Here is a 20523-nt window from a genome sequence, read left to right as displayed (position 1 = left end):
GAGAGAAAGATGGAGCTAAGGAGTGTCAATTGGGTGCTAAGCGCTGTATTGCTGTTCAGCATGCTAGTGCCAGTAGAGGCCGCACGGCGTGCTTTGGTGATCGGTAATGGCCAATATCGTCATGCCCCTTTGTCCAACCCGGCCAATGATGCCACGGACATGGCACAAGCGCTGAAGCAGCTGGATTTCCAAGTAACCTTGTTGTCCGATCTCGATCGATCTGAATTGCGTGGTGCGATCCGCCAGTTTGGTAATAACCTAGCAGAGGATGATGTCGGCCTATTCTATTACGCGGGCCACGGCATGCAATTAGACGGCGAGAACTTCCTTATCCCTGTCGGTTCGGATATCCAGGCGGAAGATGAGATCCCCGATGAGGGAGTGTCGGTCAATGCGGTGTTGCGCAAAATGAATGCGGCGGGCAATCACACCAATATTTTAATCCTCGACGCCTGTCGTAATAATCCGTTCCAATCGGAGTTTCGTTCTGCCAGTCGAGGCTTGCGACGCATTGATGGGCCCGTCGGCTCCATCATCGCCTTCTCGACGGCGCCGGGCTCGGTTGCGGCCGATGGCGAGGGTCGAAATGGTCTGTACACGCGGCACCTGCTCAACTATCTCCGTACTTCGGGGCTGACTCTGCAACAGGTCTTTACGCGAGTACGTAACGATGTTCGTCAAGGTTCAGGAGGCAAGCAGATCCCTTGGGAATCGAGTGCCCTAACCGGCGATGTCTATCTGGCGGGTGCGCCGCAGAAAGCGGTTACCGATGGCGAAGCGTTGCTTTGGCAACTGGCCCAAGAGGATGGTTCTGAATTGATGCTTAACAAGTACTTGGCGCGCCATCCAGAGGGACGGTTTGCGGCTAAGGCCAAGGCGATGTTGCAACGAGAGCTGGGAGCTGATATGGCGCGAGAACTGTTGGTTCGGGCTGACTACCTCTACTTCGACAACCACGATGAGGTTGCGGCCTTTAAGCTGTATCAGCAGGCGGCTAAGCAGGGTAACCCTTCGGCTATGGCCTCGTTGGCCAAAATGTGGGCCCATGGTCGGGCCACCGGGTTCGGCAAAGATATGGAGAAAGCCCGATACTGGGCAACTCAGGCGATGCCTAAAATTCGGCCGCTGGCGGAGTTGGGTCACGTCTCTTCTCAGTACCAGTACGCAGTGCTGCTGAAGAATATTGACGAGGATCATGAGACGGCCCGGCATTACTATGAGTTGGCGGCACACCAAGGACACATGAGCGCGATGAATAACCTCGCGGGTATTTATACCGATGGTGATGGCGTGGAGGTGGACTATGGTAAAGCTAACGCTTGGTACCAAAGGGCGATTGACGCCGGATCGGCGACTGCGTTATCCAACCTTGGTAGCGCTTACCTTTTGGGCCGTGGAGTTAGCATAAACTTGGCCAAGGGGTTGGCGCTGAAAAGGGAGTCTGCGCAGCGTGGAGATCTTTCCGCTCAGTATGACATGGCTAAAATGATCAGAGACGGCGAGGGGATCGAAGCGGATCCAGCGCGCGCAGTGGCGTTGTTTCGTAAAGTGGCTGAGCGGGGCCATGGCGATGCCGCCGCTGCGTTGGGCTATGCCTACTCTGTTGGCAAAGGGGTCGAGCAGGACGATGAACTTGCGCTGCAGTGGTACCAAACAGGGGTGAAGCTGGGCAGCGCTTGGGCGATGGAAAACTTGGGCACGCGTTACCTTGACGGTAGAGGTGTCGAGCAAGATCATTCGGAAGCGCTGCGATTATTCCGCCGAGCCATGACGCTAGGTAAGAGTTCTGCTATCCGTCGAATGGGCGTGATGTATGAGAAAGGGCAAGGGGTCAGCAAGGATCTGGATCGGGCCAATCAGTTGTATCTGCAGGCCGCCGAGGAGGGGGATGCACAAGCCATGTATTTTCTTGGGATTAATTATGACCATGGTCTCGGCTTTAGCAGCGACGACCGTAAGGCACGGCAGTGGTACCGCAAGGCCATCAACGAGGGCAATATCGCTGCGGCGGTCGAACTTGGCTATCTTCTCAGCAAGGGTAAGGGTGGCCACCAAGATGAGCAGCAGGCCGCAGAGCTTTATCGGCAAGCTTATGAACAGGGTAACCTTCAAGGCAAGGCGTACTATGCTATTGCTCTCTATAACGGTGATGGGGTCACTCGTGATAGAAAGCTAGGGGCCCGGTTGCTGCAAGAGGCAGCGCGAGAGGGGAGCCAATGGGCGCAGAGGCAGTTGGAGCAGCTCCGCCTGTAACCCCGAGTAATGCTTTGGGGGCTAACGTTACTTAGCCTGTCGACGAGGGGTCCTGTGGAGGGTCATGTCACTGGCAGTGAGCGTTTGTGGCAAAGTTAAGTTCAACACCAATACTCAAAGAAGACGGGCGCCGCGATATGTAATTTCGGCCACTGAAGGGCATGGAGCTGAATTGGGTGAGCAGGTTTCAGGCATGACTGACCCAAAAGGGAGCCATGTTTGGACTCCCTTTTGCTTGATTGGCAGGTATTACGCCGCGATACGTCCTTTATCTAGCGGTTTTTTTGTCGATTCATAACACCAGCTCTTTGCTGATCTCAGCGTAATTTTGCTGGTACTTGCTGACTTTCTTCAGGTATTTGCGGGTTTCATCGTAGGGCAGGTGCTCCACGAGGTGTTTGTACACCTGTGTCGGAGACATGCTATTGATCCTCGGCAAGGCGGTTTTCAATCGACGACTACGATCAGTATTGAAGGCTTTGGCAACATTCCCTGCGCCGGTATTGTATGCTGCAATGACGCAGTACAGACGGCTTTCTGGATCTGTGATCCCTTTAAGGTAGCGTTTGTCGAGGATATTGAGGTAGGCACTGCCAAAGCGAATATTAAAGTCGGCCTGATACAACTCATCCGGTTTTGGGGCGATCTGGCTTTGCTCAAAATGCTGACGGACGTCCTTGCCCGCACTGGAGGGCACGATCTGCATCAGGCCAAACGCGGGCACATGTGAGCGAGCTAAGGGATTAAAGCTGCTTTCGGCATGCATGATAGCTAAAACCAGATCCAGCGGGACCTCCCATTCATTGGATTGCGCATGGGCGATCCCGAGGAATGGCTGAGCCTTTTTCTGCAGACTGTGCTGGGGCAGTTGGATCCGAAATGTGGTGATCTGCTTTTCCGTGGGATCGCTTTGCTGTTCAGTATACGCTTGGGCTAATGCGGCCTTGCGCTCTTTCCCCTGCTCGGTTAATGCCTGGGTTTTACTTTCTAGCGAGGGGCCAGGGGGCAAAAGGGGGACTCCCGAACGTGTTGCGGCGAGATCCTGGCTGAGTGGCTCAGCCAGTTGTTTGAGATCTTCCTGTTTTTCTAACTCTTGCAGAGCGGCGCGCTGTTGGTCATCGACTTCCTGTTGCATTTGCAGCATACGTTGTTGGGTATAGTCTCGAACCCGTGTATTACGCTTCGCTTGTTCCATTAAGCGCGCAGAGACGGCCTCTATTTGAGTACTGGTGTCGGAAGCCAATCTTGGCAGCAGGGGTTGTTGCGCCAACTCAGATGGCAATGGAATGGACCCCAGTTCAACGGCTTGTTGCAGGGGATCGGCTTGCTGAACTTCTCCTATCTTGGCTTGGAGCAGGGCGGATATTTGCTGTTGGACCTGTTCCTGATCGGGTGCATTGTCGGGTGCATGTATGACAGAAATTCTGATCTCGTCATTTGCAAAGTCAATTTCGCTGCGCAGCGTCTTATCTTCGCTGTATTGCACGAGGTTATGCGCATCGCTAACAGGTGCTTCATCCCAAAGGGCTAGGATCTCGCTGCGGTAGGCATCGTAGGCTTTGAGGTATGCGTTGCGGTACTGCTCAAATTCCGACAGTTGTTGCTGACGGTATTGTAAGAATTCCTGCCATTCACTTTGCGGCGTGGTGGCTGCCAACGCAGTGCAAGGCAAAGAGAATGCCGCGACGGCAACAGCTACGACGGATTTGGCTAAGAGGTGCTGCCTCGATGCTAAGCGGGTGAACTGTGCCATAGCGGTTCCTTTGTTACAGTTTATTGGTGCGGCCCATTAAGGCTTCCAGTGACTCAATCGCTTTTTCTTCCTTAAAGCGCTGCCACAATTCGCTGTCTTTGGTTTTGCTGACACTAATCGCGTTTTTTAACGTGCGCTCGTAGTCCGCGTCGGACATGCCGATCAGCACATACATAGCGCCGGATGGGCTGGTGCGAGACTTGATGACACGGGTTCCGGACAGAGCCTGCTCTGTAACATTGCGGGAGGCGGATTCAATCAGGGTTTCGGTCGCGTCATCGCCGTCTGAGCCGGTCACGCTCACACTTTGACGGAACACGGCGGCTACCTGAGTGCGGAAGGCTTGCGCCATTTTGACCCGAGCATCGTTGGACGCAACGTCCTTCATAAAGCCAATACCTGCTGGGTTTTGCTTGGCAAAGCCGACGCCGGTCAGGGCGTAGCCTTTGAGGCTTTCATCGCAGACCCAAGCTGGCGCAGCCTGATCGGCCGCGTCCGGGAAGGTGCATTGCAGTACAGTGTCTTGATTGCTGCTGCAGCCCCAAAGTAGGCCAGAAAAAATGATTGGTAGAAAGATTGTCTTCTGCATCACATTATCCTTAACGAGGGAGAAGTGCTGATTAAGTACATCCAGTCAGGCAGCCCTCTGGTTATGAGGGCTGCTGGCCAACAAATTAGAATGAAAGCGTTTTTTTGAGGTTTTTCCAACTCTTGTCTGCACTTTCGAGTAAGGAGTCTTCATGAACGATGCGAACCATGTCGCCTCGAAGGATCAAATCAGCCTTATTGCTATTGGTGAGCTCTATCCATGAGCTTCGGCCGTCAATGGATTCTGTGAACTTACCTTCGGCAACAACAATGATTTCGCTCTCAACCTCGCCGGTGTCGTACTGGTTGATACGATTTCGGAAGATCTCCACTTTCTCACCGGGCTTGGCGCCTCGTGCGATCCCTAATGAGACCTTGAAAACATTCAGACTGTCGTTTCCACGGCGGGCGATCACATGCCCCTTAGGCGTCATGTGATTGCGTAGCTCCGTCTTAGCAGATTGTAGGGCGTCGTTGGACGAGTTATTCATCATGGATTCGACCAAAGTGTGGGTCATAGGGCAGGCTGGATCGAAAGTTGGTCGAGTTTCTGTTTGCGTTCCATGCATTGCAGTGGTTGCAATGTGGCGCATAGAGGGTAATTCAACAATGCGAACCTGACCCTGGATATCACCGTAATAGGCGCAGTTAGGCGGTGAAAGGCCGTCTAAGTACTTGGGGCGGATCGTTGCGGTACTGACGTTACTGTAGATGGCAAAGTCAGCGATCATCGGGCCTTCAAAGTTCAGGCGACCTGCACTCTCTGCTAGTTGTAGCTCGTCAATGAGTTGCTCATGCATGTCGCGATCGATGGTCTGAATTCCGGCCTCTGCCAGAATATTATCCAGTGATATTTGGAATTGTCGTTGCACGACGTCTTTATTGACACCGGAGGCGCCTACAACTGTCGGCATGACGATGACAGTGTATTGTTCGTTGGAAAACAATTTGCTGGGCATATTCTCGACGTCTTGCATCTGAATATCTGGCAAAGATGAGATCTTGGTATTGCTGGGGCCAGTTGAAACGCAGCCAGACACCATGGCGATGGTCAGGGCAGCGGTTGATAGCGAGATACGTTTTTTCATATTACCTTCCTTGTGAAAATGGTGTTGAAATTGGAACCGTTAGTATTGTTCCTGTGCTCACATCGAAGAGGTGAGTAAGTGCCAAACGTCATGCTCTTGTAATTGCTTCAGTAGCTGTAATTCAGCAGAAACCTTAGCCAGTTCACCGTTTAGACTCGACACTCCTGTTTTACTTATTGCTTCAGTTAAAATTAAATCGTTGGCATCGTATACTTTTAAGTTGGCGTCGACTTTACGGTGATGCTGGCTGAACAGGTATCGAGTATCATGGGGTTTTATCTCGATATGGATCGTGGCTAATGACGAATCGCTATTAATAGCTAACCCGGCATCAGTGATCCAATTTTGTAGGGATAAATGAAAGTCTTCGCTCGCGCCACTGATTATCAACGCTACGGAAGCTTCTCTGAGCCTCTTGGGTAGTTCATTTGTCGCCCAGTCAATATTGTCAACGCTAGGGGTTTGATAGCCTAAGAGTTCGATAACGTCGATCAGTTGAGAGGCTTGAAGTAGTGACTGGTGATGTTGAACCAGTATGGCAAGCAAACTTAGGTCGCTGTCTGGTAACGAGCGGAGATTGGCGATCTTTGTATCTAACCGTTGAAGTTCATTAGTCAGCCCTCGTGCTAACCTGTCACGAGTGATCTTCAAGTGAGCATAGTAAACACCGCCTTGGTTAATGGTTTTAACCTCGGTATATCCTTCGATTGGTAGGGGAGGGACTTTTGTTTTTATGATTTGCTGGTGCCTTTCACTGAGTTGACCATTATAGATATTTATTCGGCTTTCACTTTGAGCTGAGATCGTGATTTTTAGTTGACTGGCTATCGCTTTTAATGCTTGGCTATTAGCCCTTTGGGGAGTGTGGCCTTGTCCTGTACCATGCATTGATGTGGGATCGTCATTGGGCGGGTTACCAAACCAGGCGGGGGCCGCTTGAACTGAATGGCAAGCAAAGAGCGGATATACCAAAAAGATAAGGAAAATGAGGATGCGCATATTTAGCCATATATGTAAAGATTAGAAATATGTATTGAATTCGTACTTTGTTAACAATGCTTCCGCTACAATTGAGCCTGTATGCTTGCTGACAGCATAAAGGTTTGGTACTTGGTGACGGCGAAAGTTACTTAAGCTGGTTTCAGTTGCTTCCATGTTGTCATAGATGAGTGCTTGGTCGAGTTTAACTAGCATTTCAGCTGACGTGTCATGATGACGCTCATGCTCTATATAGCCAAGGAAAACATTGAGGAAAAGCCCAGGAGCTCCCATTTGATGTTGTTCTATAAAATAAACCAAGTTGGCTGTATCAAGCCATAAGCCATTATCAGGAAAGGTAAATTTATCAAATGGTTGTTGTCCAAGAAAAGCTTCTAAAAAGGGGACTGGTGGCTGAAATTGACCGGGTAAGCCCAAGTTTTCGAACATCATCAGTGACTCAACAATATACCCTTCAATAATTTCATTTTTAACGATAAGGGTAAGAAGGTATTTGTTGTTCTTGTGGTATCTAAATTGTACACCTTCAATAAGGCGTGATGTTTTAATTACTTGTGGTGTTCCAAATGTTAATTCAGCAAAAGGAAGGTAGTTTCCAACATCGAGTTTATCAAGTTGAGCTAGCTCGACATTATGTGTAAAGTTCGAAATTGCGCTGTGATAGAGTGAAATAGAAAGCTGCTTGGTATCACTCCAGCTACCAAAAGCCAGCATCAATCCGACAATGGATAGGCCAACAGATTTTACATATTGCCATGACAGCCTCGTCGGAGACACTGTCATCGGGCTTTGACTATTTCTATTCTCGTCCATGAGATCTTAGGTATGAAAAACCTTTAGTGAAAGATAATCGGAGAGCGCTCAAAAGTAAACATGAGCGGGTGTTTTTAGGTGTTGCAGTGGTTAGGTGAAAAATGCGTCCATATCGATAGGTTGGGGGCTTTCAGAATTAGATCCTGTTGTTCCGGTAGGTTCTTGTCATTGGTTGTAGCTTGACTGGTAAGGATTAGCACTAAACACTGTGGTGTTTTTTCGATACCCTAGGACGTTTTGATACATGCATTATTGGCCCTGTCGGCTGTGGAATGATCTGATGCAACAAGATGAAAAGTGGATGGTGCGGGCGATGGAGCTTGCATCTATGGCGGAGGCCATCGGTGAGGTGCCCGTTGGTGCGGTGTTGGTGCGCGGTGATGAGGTGTTGGCTGAGGGTTACAATCGCTCCATTATTGATCATGACCCATCAGCTCACGCTGAGATGCAATGTTTGCGCTTGGCGGGTCCAAAGCTGGAAAATTACCGGATGCTGGACACGACCTTATACGTGACGCTGGAGCCGTGCCCTATGTGCGCGGGGGCGTTGGTGCATGCCCGTGTCGGGCGAGTGGTGTTTGGCGCGTCCGATCTCAAAACCGGTGCGGCGGGCAGCGTGATGAATTTGTTGGATCACCCGAAACTCAATCACTGGCCGGAAGTGGTTGGTGGCGTGTTGGCTGAGCCCTGCGCGGAGCAGTTAAGCGCGTTTTTTCGGCGGCGCAGGGCGGAGAAGAAAGCCTTAAAGAAGGCTCAAAAACTGGCTTCGGACGGTGCCAGTTCATCATTGTGAATCTGGGTAAACATCTTACTTCGATGAACAACGCGCATGTGGGTGCGTTTTCGACACTGGCGGCGACGACTTAGATTGCTGCTCAGTGCCTTGTTGCGACGACTACCTTTGGCCATAGTGTGACCTCCCTTACTCTTCTAGCTGTTCCTATTCATTCTTACTGTGATTGTGGGTTGAAAGAGTGACTTCCCCATGTCACGGATATGACAAAACGAAGATGCCACTTCTGTTCCCATGTATTCACCTTGCGCTTGTGCTATCTCATTGTCAAGACAAGTAAATACCATAAACGGTGCCGGTTATCACGTGCCGGTTCAGAATTGAGAGGCAGGCAGGTTGCTTTCTTTATGGACTGAGATCTGTGTCACCAACTGTTGCGGTACCTGCTGTCTCTTCGGCCGGGGAAATTTGTTGGTCGAGCCAGAGTAGGGTGTCGTAATAACGCCGAATGTTCGCGACATAGTGTGCGGCTTCGTCGCCCCGGGCGAAGCCGTATTTGGTTCGTTCGTAGTGCTTTCGTTGACGCAGTAAGGGTAAGTGTTGTTTCACGTCTCCCCAGTTGTTGGGGTCTTTGCCGTGACGTTGGGTGATCACTCGGGCGTCTTCGAGATGACCTAAGCCGATGTTGTAGGCTGCGAGGGCAAACCACATGGCTTCGTCCTCCGGAATGTTGGGAGGTAATCGAGTGATTAATTGTTGGAGATAAGCGGAACCTCCGCGGATGCTTTGCTCTGGATCCAGCCGGTTACTGATCCCCATGCGTTTGGCCGTGGACTGGGTCAACATCATCAACCCCCTTACGCCGGTCGGAGAGCGGGCATTGGGATCCCAGTGGGATTCTTGGTAACTCACGGCTGCTAATTTACGCCAATCGAGTTCACCGGCATATTGCTGAAATAAGGCTTGATAGCGCGGTAGCTCTGTCGCTACGGCTCGGATAAAGGCGCGGGTATCGACAAAATCGAAGCGTTGAACATGACCGAAGTACTTTTCTTCTAGGCGCTTGAGACGACCGGATTTGACTTCGCTGTCCCAGAAGTCCAGCAAGGCACTGAACAGGGGATCATGGCGTTGTTTTGGGAGTGCCCAAGCCACGGGCAGCGGGGGGCCAACGTCAAACGCGGCCCTAAGCGTAGGATGGTATCTTTGATTAAGGGCCAGGTGAGTGGAGTCGATCAAGGTGTAATCGAGTTGACCTTGGGCCACCATCGCGGCCAGCTCATCGCTGTCATATTCGACGGTTTCGCCCCATTCAAGGTTGGGGTAGTCGAGGCTCTTAGCTTGATGTAGCAGTTCAGCATGGCTTGACCCTTTCACGACCACCAAGCTGAGGGTGACATCACCGAGATCGACTGGTTTGGGGCGATCATGGCGGTAGATCAGTTTCGGGGTGACATCATAAAGAGGGGGGCCAAAGTGCCAAAATTGCTGTCGCAACGGTGTACGAGTGAGGGCTGCTGCCATCAGATCGACCTCACCGGCGTCCATTGCTTGAAACAGTGTTTCCATGGAGCTGTAAGGTGTTACTTTGACCCGGCGCTGGAGGTAATCGCCAAACTCCTGTGCCAATTCATAATCAAAGCCGACGGGGCCTTGGCCTCTGATCTGGTAACTGCTTGGACTGCTGAGGGTGCCAACCACTAACACCTCGGGTAGCTCAGGACGAGAGGGGGGTGAGTTTTGTTCAAACTCGACACAGGCGGTAAGGGTGAGTCCCAAATGGGCGTAAGCAAAACTTTGCAATAAAGATCGCATTTTTTCCTTTTGCTGAGCCCGCAGTCTCCCTGTCATTCGTACCTCGTAGGGGTGCTTTGCCAAAGACTTTTCCTTATAATACCGCCACCTCTAAATCCCCTGGTCAATGTCTGAACGTTTCAGGTCCTGTTTTTGGGGACATGGATATCAGCATCGAACAATAAAGGGGAATAATAATACCCTGCACCATAACACTATAAGGTGAATCGACGTGATTGAGATCCTTCGCGGCGCGCCGGCACTGTCCGCGTTTCGGGTAACCAAGCTACTAGAAGCTTGCCGTGACGCCAACCTGCCCGTTTCCGACCTCTACGCTGAACACTACCACTTCGCCCATCTCTCAGCTTCGCTGTCCCAACAACACGCCCAGCAATTAGCCCAGATCCTGACTTACGGCCCCCGTATGGAAGAGCACGAGCCAGCCGGTAAACTGTTGTTGGTGGTGCCGCGCCCTGGCACCATTTCTCCTTGGGCCTCCAAGGCTACTGACATCGCCCATAACTGTGGCCTGTCTGAAGTGCGACGTCTGGAGCGCGGTCTGGCTTGGTATATCCAGTTGGAAGATGAATTGAGTGATGAGCAGCAAAAAGTGCTGCTGGGCCTTATTCACGATCGTATGGTGGAAGCGGTACTGCCCACCTTTGACGATGCCAAGGTGCTGTTTGAAGCCTCCGAGCCCAAACCATTTACCAGCGTTGAGATCCTTGAGGGCGGCCGTGCTGCTCTGGAGCAGGCCAACGTTGAGATGGGCCTGGCTCTGGCCGAAGATGAGATCGATTACCTGGTCGCCAACTTCACCAAACTGGGTCGTAACCCGAACGACATCGAGCTGTACATGTTCGCCCAGGCGAACTCAGAGCACTGTCGTCACAAGATCTTCAACGCCGATTGGACCATCGACGGCGTAGAGCAGCCCAAGTCGCTGTTTAAGATGATCAAGAACACTTTTGAAGTGACCCCGGAAGAGACCTTGTCCGCGTACAAGGACAACGCCGCGGTGATGACCGGCTCCGAAGGCGGTCGCTTCTTTGCCGATCAGGACGGCACCTACCGCTACCACCAGGAGCCGGTCCACATCCTGATGAAGGTGGAAACCCATAATCACCCGACCGCCATCTCCCCGTATCCGGGTGCCGCCACCGGCTCCGGCGGTGAAATTCGCGACGAAGGCGCCACCGGCCGCGGCTCCAAGCCAAAAGCCGGCCTGACCGGTTTCACCGTGTCCAACCTGAACATCCCGGGCTTCGAACAGCCGTGGGAGAAGCAGTACGGCAAGCCGGATCGCATCGTCACCCCGCTGGACATCATGATCGAAGGCCCGCTGGGCGGCGCCGCGTTCAACAACGAATTCGGTCGTCCTGCGCTGAACGGTTATTTCCGTACTTACGAGCAGGAAGTGCAGAGCTTTAACGGCTCTGAGGTGCGTGGTTACCACAAGCCGATCATGCTGGCCGGTGGCTTCGGTAACATCCGCGAAGATCACGTACAGAAGGGCGAGATCCCGGTCGGCGCCAAGCTGATCGTGCTGGGTGGCCCGGCGATGAACATCGGCCTGGGTGGCTCTGCGGCGTCCTCCATGGCCTCCGGTCAATCCTCCGAGGATCTGGATTTTGCCTCCGTACAGCGTGAGAACCCGGAAATTGAGCGTCGCTGTCAGGAAGTGATCGATCGCTGCTGGCAGTTGGGTGACGACAACCCCATCGCCTTTATCCACGATGTGGGCGCGGGCGGCTTGTCTAACGCCATGCCTGAGCTGGTGGACGACGGTGGCCGTGGTGCCAAGTTCCAGCTGCGCGACATTCTCTCAGATGAGCCGGGCATGACGCCGCTGGAGCTGTGGTGTAACGAATCTCAGGAACGCTACGTGATGGCCGTTGCGCCCCAGAACCTGGCGAAATTTGACGAGATCTGCCAGCGAGAGCGCGCGCCTTACGCCGTGATCGGTGAAGCCCTGGAAGAGCGTCACCTGACTCTGGAAGACAGCCACTTCGACAACACCCCGATCGATATGCCGATGGACGTGCTGTTGGGCAAAGCGCCGAAGATGCACCGCGAGGCGATCACCGCGCAGTGCGCTTCCCCGGCTTTGGACATGAGTGGTGTCAGCGTACAAGATGCGATCCGCCGCGTGCTGCGTCTGCCGGCGGTGGCCGAGAAGACCTTCCTGATCACCATCGGCGATCGCTCCGTTACCGGTATGGTGGCGCGGGATCAGATGGTCGGTCCTTGGCAGATCCCGGTGGCCAACGCCGCGGTCACCACTGCGACCCTGGACTCCTACCAGGGTGAAGCCATGGCGATGGGGGAACGTACCCCGCTGGCGCTGATCAACTTCGGTGCCTCCGCCCGTATGGCCGTGGGCGAGTCCCTGACCAACCTGGCGTCTGCTCACATCGGTGCGCTGAAGCACGTGAAGCTGTCCGCCAACTGGATGTCCGCCGCAGGTCACCCGGGTGAGGATGCCGGCCTGTATGAAGCGGTTAAGGCCGTGGGCGAAGAGCTGTGTCCGACCCTGGGCATTACCATCCCGGTGGGCAAGGACTCCATGTCCATGAAGACCGCCTGGGAGCAGGATGGCGAGCAGAAGGCCGTCACCTCTCCGATGTCCTTGGTGATCACCGCCTTCGGCCGTGTTGAAGACGTTCGCAATACGGTCACTCCGCAGCTGCGCAGCGACTTGGGTGACTCTGAGCTGCTGTTCATCGACTTGGGCGCCGGCAAGCAGCGTCTGGGCGGCTCCGCCTTGGCTCAGGTATACAACCAGCTGGGTAACGAAGCGCCGGACGTGGACAACGCTGAGCTGCTCAAGGGCTTCTGGCACGCCATCCAGCAACTGTCTGCTGAACAGAAGCTGGTTGCCTACCACGACAAGGGCGACGGCGGTCTGCTGGTGACCCTGGCGGAGATGGCCTTTGCCGGTAAGCAGGGCATCGATGTCGACCTAGCCGGTCTGGGCGACGATGCCCTGGCCCTGCTGTTCAACGAAGAGCTGGGTGCCGTGGTGCAGATCCGCAAGGACGACCGCGCTGCGGTGGATGCCATCCTGGCGGCCAACGGCCTGAGGGATTGCAGCCACGCCATTGGTGGCTTGACCTCTTGTAAAGAGAAGGGCGACAGCGTTGTGATCCGTCAGGGTGACACCGTACTGGTGGAAGAGTCTCGCACCGAGCTGCGCACCCTCTGGGGCGAAACTACGCACCAGATCCAGTCTCTGCGTGACAACCCAGAGTGTGCCCGTGAGGAGCATGAAGCCAAGCAGGACGCGGACGATCCGGGTCTGTTTGCCAAGCTGACCTTTGATCCGGCGGAGGACATCGCTGCTCCGTTTGTCGCGAAAGGTGCCGCGCCGAAAGTGGCCATTCTGCGTGAGCAGGGCGTCAACTCCCATGTGGAGATGGCGGCGGCGTTTGACCGTGCTGGCTTTGAAGCCATCGACGTGCACATGTCCGATATCCTGGAGGGTCGCCTGACCCTGGAGCAGTTCCAAGCCCTGGTGGCCTGTGGTGGCTTCTCCTACGGTGACGTACTGGGCGCCGGTGAGGGGTGGGCCAAGTCCATCCTGTTCAACGACCGTGCGCGCGACCAGTTCCAGAGCTTCTTCGAGCGCGACACCACCCTGTCTTTGGGTGTGTGTAACGGCTGTCAGATGCTCTCCAACCTGAAAGAGATCATCCCGGGCACGGAGCACTGGCCGCACTTTGTGCGCAACCGCTCCGAGCGCTTCGAGGCTCGCTTCTCCCTGGTGGAAGTACAGGAAAGCCCGTCTGCGTTCCTGGGCGGCATGGCCGGCTCCATTATGCCGATCGCCGTGTCCCACGGTGAAGGTCGTGCCGAGTTTGCTAACCTGGATGCGTTCCAGGCGGCGGACGCCTCCGGTACCGTGGCGCTGCGCTACCTGAACCACCGCGGTGAGATCGCCACGGCCTACCCGGCGAACCCGAACGGCTCTCCGGCGGGCATTACCGGCCTGACCACCACTGACGGTCGTGCCACCATCATGATGCCGCACCCTGAGCGGGTGTTCCGCACCGTGTCCAACTCCTGGCATCCTGACGCTTGGGGCGAAGATTCGCCGTGGATGCGCATGTTCCGCAGCGCCCGCGTTAAGCTGGGTTAAGAGCCGATCCTAGGGCGCTGCGCTTGCGAGGGCGCTGCGCTGCTAGGTTCTAGGAAAGAGCCAAAGAAAAACGCGCTTCTCTCATTCGAGGGAAGCGCGTTTTTGTTTTCTATGCTGGCGTGGCGCCGTCAGCTAAGCCTTTATGGCGTGGTGGATGGGTCGATCAATACTGCTGATTTACGACCCAGATATGATTGAATTGATCTGAAAATACCGCATTTTTCGCTGGGATCTGAGGAAACTCCTGAACCGGGGAGAGTACCTTGCAGCCCATGGCCACCACGTTGTCAAAAAACGCGTCGATGTCAGCAACGAACAGGTTGATGCCGATGGAGGCGGGCGTGCCTTCGACCGGGGCGAACAGGCCGAAATCTTTATTTTCATTGAGCACCCGGATCTCGGTGCCACCGAGTTTCATCAAGGTCTCATTCATTGCCGTCGCTTCATCGGTTTGCGAAAGGATCTCCGCGTTCAGCAGGTTTTGGTAGTAGTCGCCGGCTGCTTTTGCGTCCGCTACGATCAGATTAATTTCCAATTTCATCTTTCGATCCTTTCTTTCACTCAGGTTTAAGTATCCATCACGCTATGTAGCAGCGATGCAGGTCATGGTTTCGCCAGGCCCTGAATGGCACGGCTGACTGGGGCAATAAGCATCGAGGCGGCCTTAAGGCATGATCCGGTTACCGCGCGATGCGTTGCGAAGGGGTACAGAGCTGCTGCCAACTTTCATAAAGCGCGGTCACGGTTACAGCTCTTGCATCAGTTGGATGTAGTTGCCACAGGTGTTATCCAGCACCGCGATCTTGACGGAGCCGGCCTCTCTGGGCGCGATGGAGAATTCGACCCCCAGATCGCACAGCCGCTGATATTGACCTTCTAAGTCATCCACAGCGAAGGAGGTCCAAGGGATCCCCGCTTCTTTCAGTGACTGCTGGTACAGTCTTGCCGGTTCAAAGGCCATGGGCTCCAGCAGCAGTTCAACACCGGATTGCTCTTGTGGGGACACCACGGTTAACCACTTATGCTCACCCAGGGGGATCTCGTGCTTTTTAATAAAGCCCAATACCCGGGTGTAGAAATCCAGTGCCTTCTCTTGGTCTTCTACCGGGATACTGGTGACGCTGATCTTAATCATGGTTTCACACGCTCTAACGGAACAGGAATACGCATAGGATAGTGAAACGGCATTGCGGATACTTATTCCAGATTGCTCTGATGACGCTTTTGATATGCTCTGGGGGTGAGGCCGGTGCACTTTTTAAAGGCGGTTGAAAAGGTGGGCAGGCTTTCGTAGCCCACATCGAAGCAGGTCTGGGTGATACTGATCCCTTGGCGGAGTAAGGTTTTCGCTTTTGCGATCCGCAGATCTCGCAGGTAGTGCCTCGGGGTTAAGCCATACATGCGTTGAAACGTGCGGACATAATGGAACTTGGACATGAAGGCCACTGCAGCCAAATCGTTCAACTCGATTCGCTCAGTGTGGTACTTCTTCATAAAGGCCTTGGACTGTCTGATCTGAAGATAGTGCTCGGGTCGAAACGACGTCTTTTGGTATACGCGTTCCAGCTCCATTTCATAAAAGGTTTTGGGCTTGCTCGGCATTGGAAACGGCATGTGGTCGGCTGGAGAGGGCAGATCTTAACATATCAAACAGAGCTCTTAGGTTCGATGCATCGTACCAAGGCGTTACCCGCAACTGCCTCAATGCCGATCCCACGAATGAAGGGGTGGTCTTTGTCTGAGCTTCCACGACCCGTTCTGTAGATAGAACGCTTTGTTCAACAGACGCTTGCTATCCTGAGATCTCTGTGGCAAAGTGCCGCGCAAATTCGGCTTGGTGCCGAATGATCTTCGTATAATCCCCGTAATACGGTCGGGGAGTTTCTACCAGGAACCGAACAATCCTGATTACGAAGAGGTACTTTGCCGTGCCTCTTCGTGATCAGGTTTTTTTGTGCCTATCATTGGGGCTCGGCGGGATCTCTTCTGCTACCGAGGTAACCAATGAACTTCACCCAACTGCCCAAGATCGAACTGCACTGCCACTTGGATGGCAGCGTGCGTCCTCAGACAGTGCTCGCACTGGCCTTACAACAGGGCATGGCTTTGCCGACTGAGGACAGTTCCGAGATCCAGGCCCTGATGGTGGCCCCGCCCAGTTGCCCTTCGTTGATCGAATACCTGCAGCGCTTCGAGCTGCCCATCTCCGTGATGCAAACTGCCGAGGCCTTGTCGCGGGTGGCTTTCGAAGTGCTCGAGGATGCCGCCGCGGAGCAGGTGCGCTACATCGAGGTGCGCTTTGCGCCATCCTTCCACTTGCAACAGGGACTGGGCATGGAGCAGGCCATTGCTGCGGTGCTTGATGGCATGGATAAGGCTAAGGCCCAGTTTGCCATCGACGCCAATCTTATCCTCTGCGGTATGCGCGGCTTTCCCATTGAGCTGTGTCACCAGACTCTGAAAGCGGGCCAAGCCTTTTTGGGCAAAGGCGTGGTGGCCTTCGATTTGGCTGGGCGGGAAGATCCCGGCTTTTCCAAGGATTATGTCGAGGTTTGCCAGAAGGCTAAGGCGATGGGTTACCGCCTGACGATCCATGCCGGCGAGACAGGCTGTGCCCAGAACGTGGTGGACGCCATCGAGTTGTTAGGGGCTGAGCGGATCGGCCATGGGGTCTACGTCTGTCAGGACGCGCAAGCCTTGGCCTTGGTAAAGGCTCGCAAGGTAGCGCTGGAGGTCTGCCCCACCAGCAACATTCAAACCAAGGCGTTTGCCGAGATGGCGCGCCACCCGGTGGCGGAGTTTGTCCGCGATGGCGTGGCGGTGAATATCAGCACGGATAACCGCACCGTCAGTGATACGACGGTGACGACCGAGCTGGATCGGGTTGATCAGGCCTTTGTGCTGACCATCGAGGAGTACCGTCGGATCTACCGAGCCAGCGTGGCGGCGTGTTTTGCCACATCTGAGATAAAGGAAGGGTTATTGGCCCTGAACGATCACTGGTGGTGAGGTGATACTACCTGAGCCCATTGTGCGTGTCTGGTCGGTGTATCTGCTTGGGTGGATCACCGCTAGCTCAGCAAGGAAGGGGGCTTGGCTGCGGCTATGAGCGGCTCGAATGTGTCTGCCCGCTGTCCGAGTCCCCTATCAAGGGGTCTGCCAGCAGGGGCAAAAGGCGTATCACTGCATAGAGCGACGTTTATTGTGGGATCAGATCAACGGGAGTTGCATGCCGTCCTTTTCCGGGCGCACCGGAGCTTGGCGCATCAGTTCAAAGGCATTGGTTTGGTTTTCCAGCTCTTTTCTAAGCTCGTGGCGTAATTCGGGATCGGCATGGGCACCGGAAAAGCGTAAGCCTGTTTGCAGAGTGCTGCTCGCGATGCTGTGATCCTGCATAAAGGGATCGATCACTAAACCGTCCTCCATTCCCTCCAGCAGTCGTGTTAATAGGGCGTGGGGGAGTCTGCGTCCAACCTCATCCTCGTAGATATAGAGCTGTTCTCGCTGTTGCCAGCTGGGAACCGGCTTGCCTTTGTACAGCTGTAAAATGAAGTGCAGATGGGATCGTTTACCGCTCTGCCCCTTGAGTTGTTGCCAGATCTGGGCGGGTCCGATCCGAAACCCGGCCGCTTGTGCCATGGGGATAAGGCTGGGGAGATCCAGCTGCTCGCACAGGATCTGGCCTTGAGTGTCGGGCTTGAGCACACGATAGAGTTGATCAAACAGGCCGACGAGTTCCTGCGATGGAAAGAGTTCATACCAAGCATTACGACAGGAATGGGCATTACGACAGTGAAACTGCCCCAGGGCTTTGTGTTTCGACCCTCTGCACAGGGAAGTGAGCAGTCGGTCGACGGATTGGGTGCCCAATTGGTTGAGCCAATGGACGGGTTGGTCATGGCGAAGTTGGTAGCTCGGCATCGTAATGGCCTGTTTTTTTAAACAGTGTTTATTTATACAGCTCTTAATGTGTGCTTGTCCAGTTTCCGTCCAGTTTCTGTCCGGTTTTTATCCAGTTCTTGTTTTAGCCTGAGGGCTTAGCGCTGGGGAGGGGACAGGCTCTGGCGGCCCTGACGGTAGATGAAGAGTGCGAGGTATTGAGGAGCGAATGAGAAGCCGGTTGCAGCGTGGCAACCGGCTGGAGGACTTATTCGTAGTTGATGGTTAGGTTGGGGCCGCTTTCTTCGTTACCACTGACGTAGATACAAGGATCGACAGTCATAGGCCCGTCTTGCCGGTTGGTTGCCATAACGGACAGATAAGTCGGCATCGCCGCTGACGCTGGACACAATGAAGCTGAAGTTGTTGATTCCGACAGATACGTTGGCGCCTAAATACGGCCAGCTGCGGCGCGTCCCGGACAGGTCAAACGTGTCGAAGCCAATTGATATCATCTGGTTGGCTTCGGCGCGATGAACGCGGTTAGAGCAGAGCGTGCTGTAGGCAGCGAAGCAAGGCCTGAAGGCTGGCTGGGGCGAAGGCTGCGGCACGCTCAGGGCTCCAGCCGACCGCAGGGTTGGGTAGGGCATCGTTGTCTTTAAACGGCATCTCCAAAGTCATCGACAGGCACTTGAAGTGGCTGGCGATGAAATTGCTGCCGATGTCCAGATTGGCTTGGCCGGGGGCGTCGAAGGGGTAGCCGTGCTGGGTTTGAAATTCGGGACTGGCGTGGAGCAGTGCCTGCTTAAAGCCGTCCAACTGCGCTTGATGCTGGGCGGTCCAACCGGGGATCCCTTCTGCACCGGCAATGAAGTTGTAGGGCAGCTCTTCGTCGCCGTGCACATCCAAGAAGAAGTCGACGCCAGTTTGTTCCATCTTTTGGCGGACGTATGCGACCTCGGGGCTGGTGGCGAGATCTGGGCTGCGCCACGCCCGGTTGAGATCCGTGCCGTGGGCGTTATGGCGCAGGTGGCCGCGGCGGCTGCCGTCCGGGTTCATGTTGGGCACCAGGTAGAACACGCACTGGGCGCGCAGTGCCTGGCTGACGGCGTTGGACTCGTCCAGCAAACTGTCGATGCAGCCCTCCATCCACCACTGGGCCATGGTTTCGCCCGGATGCTGGCGGGCGATGAGCCAGCAGACTTTCTTGCCCGGAGCGTGCTCGCCCAGCTGCAGCAGATCTAGGCTTTGGCCATCTGGCGTCAGTCCTAGACAGTGGTATTGGAGGCGCTCGTCGGTTTGGCAGACGGCGATCAGATCTCGATGGCGCTCTGCCAGATAGGGAGCGAAATAGGCGAAGTAGATGAGATCGCACGCCGGAGTGTGGTCAATGATCAACTGACCATTCTGGTAGGCGGTATCGACCCGAAACCAGGTTTCCCGGTCGTAGCTGGCCACGGCTTGGTAATCCTGCCACGCCTTGGGGTAGGCCGCCTCTCCCGCGTTGATCAGTTTGAGCTGGCACGGGGTTTGGCCTGCGCCGTGCAAGGCAAAATGAAACCACTGAAACTTTTCGGTGTTGTGGTCTGTTTGGATCTTGAGCTGGATATCGCTGGCGTGGTCACACGCCACCACCTCGATGTTGCCGCTGTCAAACGCACTGGTGATCTGCACGATTCGTTCCTTGTGTGGGGGAGGGAAGAGCAGCTGTTAGGGTGGAGCGGAATTTGGGGCAGATCAAGCGAAGGGGGAAAATGGCGCTTGAACACGCGTACAGCGCTGCGTCAGAGCGCGCTTTGCCCAGCGACACGAGGCGTTGGGCAAAGCGCGGTTCGAAGGCTTAGTAGTGCCCTGTGGTCGCGGCTTGGGTGGCCATCTCCTGAGACAGGGCTTGCGAGATGGCGTCGTTACCGTGGTAGTCACTGGGGAGCTTGTGGGCGATCCCCTTGTGGCAATCGATGCAGGTCTTGCCTTGATCACTGGCCTCGGCGTGCATTCGTCCGGCGACCGACTTCTGCTCGGTAAAATCCATAAACTCGAAGTTGTGGCAATTGCGACACTCCTGCGAGTCGTTGGCCTTCATCCGCGCCCATTCGTTTTGCGCCATCTGCAGACGGTGATCGGCGAACTTTTTTGGCGTGTCGATCAGTTCGGTGATCTTGCCCAGTACCTCTTTCGAGGCTTGGATCTTACGGATGATCTTCGGCGTCCACTCCTTGGGCACGTGACAATCCGGACAGGTGGCGCGTACGCCGCTGCGGTTGTTGTAGTGCACCGTGGTGATGTATTCCTCGTAAACGTTGTTTTCCATTTCATGACAACCGATGCAGAACTCTTCTCGGTTGGTCATTTCCATGCCGGTGTTAAAGGCGCCCCAGAACAAGATGCCGCCGATAAAACCGATGCCGAGCAGGCCGCCCAGCGCCATACCACTGGGGGGGCGCAGCCACTGCCAGAGTTTGGTGATCCAATTGAGTCGTTTCAT

General features: G+C 54.6%; 16 protein-coding genes and 1 riboswitch. Of the genes, 4 read left to right on the top strand and 12 right to left on the bottom strand.

Annotated features, from left to right (window positions below):
* Positions 1 to 9 precede the first annotated feature (9 nt).
* The gene (locus ABEA08_RS17545; protein WP_345336677.1) at positions 10 to 2253 is read left to right on the top strand and encodes a caspase family protein; all 2244 of its coding nucleotides are present in this window, start codon (positions 10 to 12) and stop codon (positions 2251 to 2253) included.
* A 292-nt stretch (positions 2254 to 2545) separates the two neighbouring features.
* On the opposite strand, the gene ABEA08_RS17540 is transcribed toward ABEA08_RS17545, so the two are convergent.
* The 5 genes from ABEA08_RS17540 to ABEA08_RS17520 form a co-directional block, all read right to left on the bottom strand.
* Entirely contained in the window at positions 2546 to 4006 is a 1461-nt protein-coding gene (locus tag ABEA08_RS17540; RefSeq protein WP_345336676.1) for a transglycosylase SLT domain-containing protein, read from the bottom strand.
* 13 nt (positions 4007 to 4019) lie between these two features.
* On the bottom strand, positions 4020 to 4595 hold the full coding sequence (locus ABEA08_RS17535; RefSeq protein ID WP_345336675.1) for an LPP20 family lipoprotein: 576 nt from the start codon (positions 4593 to 4595) through the stop codon (positions 4020 to 4022).
* An 85-nt stretch (positions 4596 to 4680) separates the two neighbouring features.
* Positions 4681 to 5682: a hypothetical protein gene (locus ABEA08_RS17530; protein WP_345336674.1), complete on the bottom strand. Its 1002-nt coding sequence runs from the start codon at positions 5680 to 5682 to the stop codon at positions 4681 to 4683.
* 57 nt (positions 5683 to 5739) lie between these two features.
* Complete coding sequence (locus ABEA08_RS17525) at positions 5740 to 6681, bottom strand: hypothetical protein (RefSeq protein ID WP_345336673.1); 942 nt, start codon at positions 6679 to 6681, stop codon at positions 5740 to 5742.
* A 21-nt stretch (positions 6682 to 6702) separates the two neighbouring features.
* Entirely contained in the window at positions 6703 to 7494 is a 792-nt protein-coding gene (locus ABEA08_RS17520) for an ETEC_3214 domain-containing protein (RefSeq protein WP_345336672.1), read from the bottom strand.
* Positions 7495 to 7774: 280 nt separating this feature from the next.
* Between ABEA08_RS17520 and tadA the strand changes: the two genes are divergently transcribed.
* A complete protein-coding gene (gene tadA / locus ABEA08_RS17515; protein WP_345336671.1) occupies positions 7775 to 8287 on the top strand; it encodes a tRNA adenosine(34) deaminase TadA in 513 nt (170 codons plus the stop codon).
* 345 nt (positions 8288 to 8632) lie between these two features.
* Here tadA and mltF read toward each other — a convergent pair whose 3' ends face one another.
* Positions 8633 to 10030 carry a membrane-bound lytic murein transglycosylase MltF gene (mltF, locus tag ABEA08_RS17510; RefSeq protein WP_345336720.1) on the bottom strand — a complete coding sequence of 466 codons (1398 nt, stop codon included), beginning with the start codon at positions 10028 to 10030 and terminating at the stop codon, positions 8633 to 8635.
* Between the two features lie 226 nt (positions 10031 to 10256).
* Between mltF and purL the strand changes: the two genes are divergently transcribed.
* Positions 10257 to 14159: a phosphoribosylformylglycinamidine synthase gene (gene purL / locus ABEA08_RS17505; RefSeq protein ID WP_345336719.1), complete on the top strand. Its 3903-nt coding sequence runs from the start codon at positions 10257 to 10259 to the stop codon at positions 14157 to 14159.
* A gap of 163 nt (positions 14160 to 14322) precedes the next feature.
* On the opposite strand, the gene ABEA08_RS17500 is transcribed toward purL, so the two are convergent.
* From ABEA08_RS17500 to ABEA08_RS17490, 3 genes are all read right to left on the bottom strand, one after another.
* On the bottom strand, positions 14323 to 14700 hold the full coding sequence (locus ABEA08_RS17500; protein ID WP_345336670.1) for a VOC family protein: 378 nt from the start codon (positions 14698 to 14700) through the stop codon (positions 14323 to 14325).
* A 204-nt stretch (positions 14701 to 14904) separates the two neighbouring features.
* Positions 14905 to 15294 carry a VOC family protein gene (locus tag ABEA08_RS17495; protein WP_345336669.1) on the bottom strand — a complete coding sequence of 130 codons (390 nt, stop codon included), beginning with the start codon at positions 15292 to 15294 and terminating at the stop codon, positions 14905 to 14907.
* Between the two features lie 62 nt (positions 15295 to 15356).
* Positions 15357 to 15773 (bottom strand): helix-turn-helix domain-containing protein, encoded by a 417-nt coding sequence (locus ABEA08_RS17490; protein ID WP_345336668.1) that lies wholly within the window; start codon positions 15771 to 15773, stop codon positions 15357 to 15359.
* Positions 15774 to 15990: 217 nt separating this feature from the next.
* Positions 15991 to 16090, top strand: a riboswitch (purine riboswitch).
* Between the two features lie 73 nt (positions 16091 to 16163).
* On the opposite strand from ABEA08_RS17490, the gene add reads away from it, so the two are divergent.
* Positions 16164 to 17168, top strand: coding sequence for an adenosine deaminase (add, locus tag ABEA08_RS17485; RefSeq protein ID WP_345336667.1), 1005 nt, complete (start codon positions 16164 to 16166; stop codon positions 17166 to 17168).
* A gap of 201 nt (positions 17169 to 17369) precedes the next feature.
* Here the strand turns inward: add and ABEA08_RS17480 are convergent, their stop codons facing one another.
* From ABEA08_RS17480 to napC, 3 genes are all read right to left on the bottom strand, one after another.
* Entirely contained in the window at positions 17370 to 18080 is a 711-nt protein-coding gene (locus tag ABEA08_RS17480; RefSeq protein WP_345336666.1) for a hypothetical protein, read from the bottom strand.
* A gap of 501 nt (positions 18081 to 18581) precedes the next feature.
* Entirely contained in the window at positions 18582 to 19712 is a 1131-nt protein-coding gene (locus ABEA08_RS17475) for a M14 family metallopeptidase (RefSeq protein WP_345336665.1), read from the bottom strand.
* 166 nt (positions 19713 to 19878) lie between these two features.
* Entirely contained in the window at positions 19879 to 20523 is a 645-nt protein-coding gene (napC, locus tag ABEA08_RS17470) for a cytochrome c-type protein NapC (RefSeq protein ID WP_345336664.1), read from the bottom strand.

It is taken from the genome of Ferrimonas pelagia (assembly GCF_039543565.1).
In the GTDB taxonomy this organism is placed as follows: domain Bacteria; phylum Pseudomonadota; class Gammaproteobacteria; order Enterobacterales; family Shewanellaceae; genus Ferrimonas; species Ferrimonas pelagia.
The sequence above is the reverse complement of the archived record's forward strand: the minus strand, read 5'-3'. Positions and strand labels throughout refer to the sequence as shown.